The sequence below is a fragment of the Aeromonas sp. 604176 genome, from assembly GCF_049170755.1.
GTDB classification, from domain to species: Bacteria; Pseudomonadota; Gammaproteobacteria; order Enterobacterales; family Aeromonadaceae; genus Aeromonas; species Aeromonas veronii_A.
This window is the reverse complement of the sequence record NZ_JAAKNE010000155.1, coordinates 1-7,650: the sequence shown is the minus strand read 5'-3', so window position 1 is coordinate 7,650 and position 7,650 is coordinate 1. Positions and strand designations below refer to the sequence as shown.

Annotated in this window: 6 protein-coding genes, 2 tRNA genes and 1 pseudogene; 1 reads left to right on the top strand and 8 read right to left on the bottom strand. The window is 59.6% G+C overall.

What is annotated here, in order from left to right:
• The 8 genes from G5358_RS19305 to pncC form a co-directional block, all read right to left on the bottom strand.
• A tRNA-Arg gene (locus G5358_RS19305) sits at positions 1-77 on the bottom strand.
• A gap of 3 nt (positions 78-80) precedes the next feature.
• Positions 81-173: transfer RNA gene (locus G5358_RS19300), tRNA-Ser, on the bottom strand.
• Between the two features lie 213 nt (positions 174-386).
• Positions 387-575: a carbon storage regulator CsrA gene (gene csrA, locus G5358_RS19295; protein WP_005336053.1), complete on the bottom strand. Its 189-nt coding sequence runs from the start codon at positions 573-575 to the stop codon at positions 387-389.
• Positions 576-678: 103 nt separating this feature from the next.
• On the bottom strand, positions 679-1,917 hold the full coding sequence (locus G5358_RS19290; RefSeq protein ID WP_124241561.1) for an aspartate kinase: 1,239 nt from the start codon (positions 1,915-1,917) through the stop codon (positions 679-681).
• A 16-nt stretch (positions 1,918-1,933) separates the two neighbouring features.
• Positions 1,934-4,558, bottom strand: a complete 2,625-nt coding sequence (gene alaS / locus G5358_RS19285; protein WP_042033273.1) for an alanine--tRNA ligase — start codon at positions 4,556-4,558, stop codon at positions 1,934-1,936.
• Between the two features lie 295 nt (positions 4,559-4,853).
• Positions 4,854-5,363, bottom strand: coding sequence for a regulatory protein RecX (locus G5358_RS19280; protein ID WP_421250879.1), 510 nt, complete (start codon positions 5,361-5,363; stop codon positions 4,854-4,856).
• Between the two features lie 44 nt (positions 5,364-5,407).
• Complete coding sequence (gene recA / locus G5358_RS19275; RefSeq protein ID WP_040068994.1) at positions 5,408-6,472, bottom strand: recombinase RecA; 1,065 nt, start codon at positions 6,470-6,472, stop codon at positions 5,408-5,410.
• Positions 6,473-6,552: 80 nt separating this feature from the next.
• The gene (pncC, locus tag G5358_RS19270) at positions 6,553-7,044 is read right to left on the bottom strand and encodes a nicotinamide-nucleotide amidase (protein WP_005357800.1); all 492 of its coding nucleotides are present in this window, start codon (positions 7,042-7,044) and stop codon (positions 6,553-6,555) included.
• Between the two features lie 250 nt (positions 7,045-7,294).
• On the opposite strand from pncC, the pseudogene G5358_RS19265 reads away from it, so the two are divergent.
• A pseudogene (locus G5358_RS19265) lies at positions 7,295-7,650 on the top strand (DNA mismatch repair protein MutS); the annotation flags it as partial.

Below are 7,650 nucleotides of genomic sequence, written 5' to 3'. Positions count from 1 at the left end.
TGGTGCGCCCGAGAGGATTCGAACCTCTGACCACCTGGTTCGTAGCCAGGTACTCTATCCAGCTGAGCTACGGGCGCAAATGGCGGAGAAGGGGGGATTCGAACCCCCGATGCGGGTATAAGCCGCATACTCCCTTAGCAGGGGAGCGCCTTCAGCCTCTCGGCCACCTCTCCGTTTGCGGGGCTGATAATACTTCACAGGGATTTTTAGTCAAACACTTTTTTGGAGAAAAAAGTGCGTTCGCTCAGCATTTGGTCAAAGCGTGGAATATTCAAACAATATCGGCACTTATCCCGCAGTTTCGCGCCCTGCAGGGCGATTTCAGGGGGCCGGAAAAACAAAAGGCGACACATGAGGTGTCGCCTTGTCACAGCCATGAAAGTGGCTTAGAAGCCCGGTTGGCCCGGAACTTTCTCGGCCTGGATGCGCTGGTAGATCTCTTCGCGGTGTACGGAGACCTCTTTCGGCGCGTTAACACCGATACGGACCTGGTTGCCTTTAACGCCCAGTACGGTGACAGTCACTTCATCACCAATCATCAGGGTTTCCCCAACACGACGAGTCAAAATAAGCATTCGCTTGCTCCTGTATCCTGTTTTGTTTTTATATCGATATGCGACATTATCTAACAAAGATACCGATATGGTAAATGGTTGAAACTAAATCAATCAGAGATTGTTAGCCCAAGGGCTGCTCTTGCGGTGCCTGATCCAACCCGAAAGCCGCGTGCAGGGCTCGCACCGCCAGCTCCAGATACTTCTCGTCAATCACCACAGAGATTTTGATTTCAGAGGTCGAGATCAACTGCATGTTGATCCCCTCCTCGCCCAATACCTTGAACATGGTGCGCGCAACACCGGGATGGTTCCACATGCCGACACCGACAATGGAAACCTTGGCAATTTCGCCATTTCCCTGCACGCAGGAGGCGCCAAGTTCGGTTGCGGTCTCCTCCAACAGAGCCCGGGCGCGGCGATAGTCGTCACGATTCACCGTGAAGGTGAAGTCGGCGGTGCCATCTCCCAGGGTGTTCTGCACAATCATGTCGACATCAATGTTGGCGTCGCTGATCGGATTCAGGATCTGCGCAGCTACGGTTGGTCTGTCCGGCACGCCCAGAATGGTCAGACTGGCCTCGTTGCGGTTAAAAGCGATCCCGGATACCAGGGGAGCTTCCATCCTCTCACCTCCATATGTGATTAAGGTTCCCTCTCCATCGATAAAGCTCGACAGCACCCGCAGCGGGACGCGGTACTTGCCCGCAAACTCCACCGAGCGGATCTGCAGCACCTTGGCGCCGAGACTGGCCATCTCCAGCATCTCCTCGAAGGTGATGGTGTCGAGACGACGCGCCTTGGGCTCGATGCGCGGATCCGTGGTGTATACCCCATCCACATCGGTAAAGATCTGGCACTCATCGGCCTTGATGGCCGCCGCCACGGCAACCGCCGTGGTATCCGAACCGCCGCGGCCCAGGGTCGTGATGGCGTTATGCTCGTCACGGCCCTGGAAACCGGCGATCACCACCACCTTGCCCGCAGCCAGTTCGGCATGAACCAGCTCGGTGTCGATGTGGGTGATGCGCGCCTTGCCATAGGCGGAATCGGTATGAATCCGTACCTGATCACCGGTCATTGAGACCGCGGGGCAACCGCGTTTGTTCAACGCGATCGCCAGCAGCGCTATGGTGACCTGCTCACCGGTGGAGACCAGTACATCCATCTCCCGCCGGTTGGCATCAGGATCCAGTTGCTGGGCCATGCCCAGCAACCGGTTGGTTTCGCCCGACATGGCGGAGACAACCACCACCACGTCGTGTCCCTGGGCGCGGGTCTGCTCGACCCGCTCAGCTACCGCCTCGATCCGCTCCAGTGTGCCGACCGAGGTGCCGCCGTACTTCTGTACATAGAGTGCCACAGATCACCTCGCCCGATTACAGGCGCTCTTCCAGCCAAGAGTGAACGGATTGCAGCGCTGCCGGCACCGCCTCAGGCTGGGTACCACCCGCCTGTGCCATGTCCGGACGGCCACCGCCCTTGCCACCCACCTGCTGGGCAACCAGATTGACCAGCTCACCGGCCTTGACCTTGCCGGTCAGGTCGTTGGTGACGCCCGCGATCAGGTTGACCTTGCCATCGGCACAGGTGGCCAGCAGCACGACACCGGACTTCATCTGGTTCTTCAGCTCGTCCAGCATGCCGCGCAGGGATTTCGGATCGGCCCCTTCCAGCGCTGCAACCAGCACCTTCTGACCGTTGATCTCGATCACCTGACCCAGCAGGTCGTTACCGGCCTGAGCGGCCAGCTTGGCCTTGAGCTGCTCCAGCTCGCGCTCCATCATCTTGGCCTTGTCCAGCATCTGGCGAACCTTGTCGGCGATGCAGAACTGGTCGCCTTTCACCAGGGCGGCAGCCTCTTCAATCTGCTCGCCAACCTGATGCATGAAGTCGATAGCCGCTTTGCCGGTCACCGCTTCGATACGGCGCACGCCAGCCGCGATACCGCTCTCGGCGATGATCTTGAAGAAGCCGATATCGCCGGTGCGCTTGGCGTGAGTACCGCCGCACAGCTCGGTGGAGTAGTCGCCCATGCGCACCACTCGCACGTCGTCTTCATATTTCTCACCAAACAGCGCCATGGCACCGGCGGACTTGGCCGCTTCCAGATCCATCAGCTGGGTGGTGATTTCGTGGTTGGCGCGGATCTGGTTGTTGACCAGCTCCTCGACCCGGCGAATGGTCGCCATGGTCAGCCCCTCGAAGTGGGAGAAGTCGAAACGCATGCGCTCGGCTCCAACCAAAGAACCTTTCTGGGTGACATGCTCGCCCAGAGCCTGACGCAGGGCAGCGTGCAGCAGGTGAGTCACGGAGTGGTTCAGGGCGATGGCCTGACGACGGTCAGCGTCTACCACGGCCTCAACCTCGGCCCCTTTCTCCAAGGTGCCCAGCTCCATGTAACCCTTGTGGATGATCGCCTTGCCCGCTTTTAGGGTGTCGGTTACGGCAAAGATGCCGTCGTCCACTTTCAGGGTACCGCTGTCGCCAATCTGGCCACCGGACTCGGCGTAGAAGGGGGTCTCTTCCAGCACGATGACTGCTTCGTCACCGGCGATAAGACCGCTCACCTCTTCCACACCCTTGTAGATGCCGACCACGCGAGTGCGCTCGCTCAGGGTCTTGTAACCGGTGAAGGGGGTCTCGAAGTCGAGCTTGAGCATCTCGTTGTAGTTCACGCCGAAGCTGGACGCTTCCTTGGCACGAGCACGCTGCTTCTCCATCTCGGCCTTGAAGCCCTCTTCATCGATGCCGATCTCGCGCTCGCGCACCACGTCGGCAGTCAGGTCAGCCGGGAAGCCGTAAGTGTCATAGAGCTTGAACACCACTTCGCCCGGAATAACCTTGGCATCGCCCAGGTTGGCCAGAGCATCTTCCAACAGCAGCAGACCGCGATCCAGCGTGCGGACGAACTGCTCCTCTTCGATGCGCAGCACGCGCTCGACCAGCGGCAGCTGGGCGATCAGCTCGGCAGCGACATCCTTCATCTGCACTGCCAGCTCGGCAGCCAGTTTGTAGAAGAAGACATCGGTAGCGCCCAACTTGCGACCGTGACGCACGGCGCGGCGGATGATGCGGCGCAGCACATAGCCACGGCCTTCGTTGGACGGCATCACGCCATCTGCCACCAGGAAGGCGCAAGAGCGGATGTGGTCAGCGATGACGCGCAGGGACTGGTTGCTCAGATCGGTGGTGCCGACAATCTCGGCCGCTTTCTTGATCAGCGCCTGGAAGATGTCGATTTCGTAGTTGGAGTGCACACCCTGCATGATGGCGGAGATCCGCTCCAGACCCATGCCGGTATCCACGGACGGACGGGGCAGCGGCTCCATAGTGCCGTCAGCCTGACGGTTGAACTGCATGAAGACCACGTTCCAGATCTCGATGAAACGGTCACCATCCTCTTCCGGTGAGCCGGGACGGCCACCCCAGATGTGATCGCCGTGGTCATAGAAGATCTCGGTGCAGGGACCGCACGGGCCGGTATCGCCCATCGCCCAGAAGTTGTCGGAAGCGTAAGGGGCACCCTTGTTGTCACCGATGCGCACGATGCGATCGGCCGGGACACCGACCTCTTTTTCCCAGATATCGAAAGCTTCATCGTCAGTCGCGTAGACGGTCACCAGCAGGCGATCTTTCGGCAGCTGCAGCACCTCGGTCAGGAAGCCCCATGCAAACTTGATGGCATCCTGTTTGAAGTAGTCACCGAAGCTGAAGTTGCCCAACATTTCGAAGAAGGTGTGGTGACGAGCGGTATAGCCGACGTTTTCCAGATCGTTGTGCTTACCACCGGCACGCACGCAACGCTGGGAAGTCGTCGCGCGATTGTAGGCACGCTTGTCTGCGCCAAGGAACACATCCTTGAACTGGTTCATACCCGCGTTGGTAAACAACAGGGTCGGGTCGTTATGCGGTACCAGCGAGCTGGAGGAGACAACCTGGTGCCCCTGGGAACGGAAATACTCGAGAAACGCAGCGCGAATCTCTGACGTGGACATATACATGGAAAATCCTGCTTGATTCGAATACGGACTTTTAACCGCATTAATGTAAGTTTTCTGCGGGGTAAAGTAAAACGGACAGGGCCGCCACGGGCGAAAAAGCGCACATAAACGGGCCAGAAAAGAGCGCCACTGCTCACAGTGGCTTTTTCCACCGTCGAGAGGCAAAAAAGCCGCGCACAAAGAGGGATGAGATGAACAAAAGACGGTTTTTTCGGAATTGCGCTCGCAACCTACTGAGCCGGCAGGAAAAACCTGCCACAAGGAGAGGTAAGACGACTGTTGCCACGCAGTGGCGTTACTCCTCCCGCTCCTGCAGGGCAGAGATAGCGTAACGTGCCTGATCCTGGGTAAAACCGCGCCCCAGCAGATATTTGAGCCACTTCATCCGCAGCTTGAAATCCGCCAGATCGGCCACCCGGGCGCGCCGTTCGAGCAGGGCAAACGCCAGTTCGAACCAGTCCAGCTCCGGCTGATCGAATGCGGCATCAATCTGCATATCGTCGAGTCCCTTGCGGCGCAGATCGAAGCGGATCTTGATGGGGCCATGCCCCTTGGCGGCACCGGCCCGTACTGCCATACCGCCGTAACGCTCGTCATTGACCCAGTTGTAACCGCGGCAGTAGTCGACCACCGCCTCGATCACCTCTTCATTGAAGCCCTGCTGGCGCAGGCGTCTAGCCAGCTCTGACTCGGCACTCTCGCGACGGGCCAGACTGCGCATGGCAAAGGCGCGAGCGGCGGTAAGCTGCTCGGCAAAGGTCGGCTCGGCAGGTTCGACCGGTTCGGTAACGGATTCATCAACCATCATAAATAACAAGGCCGGGTATCTACCCGGCCTTCCTTTGTTCCTTATTCGAACTCTTGTTCGCTTTCGGCATCGAACTCTTCTGCCTCAACCGGTGCAGCCTTGTCATCGACTGGCACGGCACCGGAGAGCAGCAGCTCGCGCAGGCGGGCTTCCACTTCGCCAGCCATCACCTTGTTCTCGGCGAACAGCTTCATCACGTTGGCCTTGCCCTGGCCGATCTTCTCGCCGTTGTAGCTGTACCAGGCGCCGGCCTTGTCGATCAGCTTGTGCTTGACACCGAGATCCACCAGCTCGCCCTCTTTGGAGATACCGGCACCGTAGAAGATCTGGAATTCAGCCTGCTTGAAGGGCGGGGCAACCTTGTTCTTGACCACTTTAACGCGGGTCTCGTTACCGACCACTTCGTCACCTTCCTTGATGGCGCCGATACGACGGATATCCAGACGCACTGAGGCGTAGAACTTGAGCGCGTTACCACCGGTAGTGGTCTCCGGGCTACCGAACATGACGCCGATCTTCATCCGGATCTGGTTGATGAAGATGCACAGGCAGTTGGCGTTCTTGATGTTGGCAGTCAGCTTGCGCAGCGCCTGGGACATCAGACGGGCCTGCAGACCAACGTGGGAGTCACCCATCTCCCCTTCGATTTCCGCTTTCGGCGTCAGGGCCGCCACGGAGTCGACGATGATGACGTCAACCGCGTTGGAGCGAACCAGCATGTCGCAGATCTCCAGCGCCTGTTCGCCGGTATCCGGCTGGGAGATCAGCAGGTCGTCGACGTTGACGCCCAGCTTGGCAGCATAGATAGGGTCGAGGGCGTGTTCCGCATCGACGAAGGCACAGGTTTTGCCCTTCTTCTGGGCTTCCGCGATCACCTGCAGGGTGAGGGTGGTTTTACCGGAAGATTCCGGGCCGTAGATCTCGACGATACGGCCACACGGCAGACCGCCAATGCCCAGCGCCACGTCCAGCGAGAGGGAACCGGTAGAGATGGCTTCGATATCCATGGTCTTGCTGTCGCCCAGACGCATGATGGAACCTTTGCCGAACTGCTTTTCAATCTGACCCAGCGCAGCCGCCAGTGCCTTCTGTTTGTTCTGATCCATGCCAATCTCCGCTGGAAATCGTGAGTAAGAAGTGAAGTTGGGCTAAGTATACTGTCTATTCATACAGTATCAAGCCCAATTTATCTGAGCAGGGCCAACAGACCCGACAAGGCCTGTCTCACCGCCTGCTGGCGTACCTGTCGGCGATCCCCGTCGAAGCGGGCGAGCAGGGAGTGGTGACGGCCGTTGCGGTCGGCCCAGGCGAACCAGACGGTGCCGACCGGCTTGCCTTCGGTGGCGCCGCCGGGGCCAGCGATGCCACTGATAGCAACACTGATGGAGGCAGACGAGTGCGCCAGCGCGCCGCGGGCCATCTCCAGCACCACCGCCTCGCTCACTGCACCGTGCTGTTCAAGGCTATCGCTGCTCACCCCCAGCATCTGCTGTTTGGCCTCGTTGGTGTAGGTGACAAAACCGCGATCGAACCAGCCGGAGCTACCCGCGATGTCGGTGATGGCGCTGGCCACCCCGCCGCCGGTACAGGATTCGGCGGTCGCCGCCAGCCAGCCCCGTTGACCGAGGGCCCGTCCCAGCTCGATGGCAAGGTGCTCTATCTCTGCATCCAGTTTCATCACGACTCCTTATGATCCGCTCAAGGGGCACATTATGCGATCCCGCTAGCGCCGCCCGCAACCACGGCAGACCGCCCTTGCCTGCCGCAATGTGAGGTGCCGCACCGGTGTCATGCCTTCAATAGTGCAGAACAACCGCGCCCGGAACACCCGCTCCCCCGGCGCGGCGCTTATGTGTAGAATGGCGCCATCAAGCTTAAGGCTCATCACCGCAGACCCGGGCCCGCAGAGGCCCCTTCTGGAATAGAACATGACCGCACAACACCAAGCTACTGGCGCTGCGCCAAGCGCCAATCTCAGCGCCCACACGCCCATGATGCAGCAGTATCTGACCCTCAAGGCCGAGAACCCGGAGATCCTGCTGTTCTACCGGATGGGCGACTTCTACGAGTTGTTCTATGACGATGCCCGCAAGGCCTCCCAGCTGCTCGATATCTCCCTGACCAAGCGTGGCCAGTCAGCTGGCAGCCCCATCCCGATGGCGGGTGTTCCCTATCATGCCATCGAGGGCTATCTGGCCAAGCTGGTGCAGCTCGGCGAATCGGCCGCCATCTGCGAACAGGTGGGGGATCCCGCCACCAGCAAGGGGCCGGTGGAGCGCAAGGT

What these genes read in the sequence shown, in the direction of transcription:
- csrA (WP_005336053.1), bottom strand. Translation starts at nt 575, where the DNA reads ATGCTTATTTTGACTCGTCGTGTTGGGGAAACCCTGATGATTGGTGAT.
- alaS (WP_042033273.1), bottom strand. Translation starts at nt 4,558, where the DNA reads ATGTATATGTCCACGTCAGAGATTCGCGCTGCGTTTCTCGAGTATTTC.
- G5358_RS19280 (WP_421250879.1), bottom strand. Translation starts at nt 5,363, where the DNA reads ATGGTTGATGAATCCGTTACCGAACCGGTCGAACCTGCCGAGCCGACC.
- recA (WP_040068994.1), bottom strand. Translation starts at nt 6,472, where the DNA reads ATGGATCAGAACAAACAGAAGGCACTGGCGGCTGCGCTGGGTCAGATT.
- pncC (WP_005357800.1), bottom strand. Translation starts at nt 7,044, where the DNA reads ATGAAACTGGATGCAGAGATAGAGCACCTTGCCATCGAGCTGGGACGG.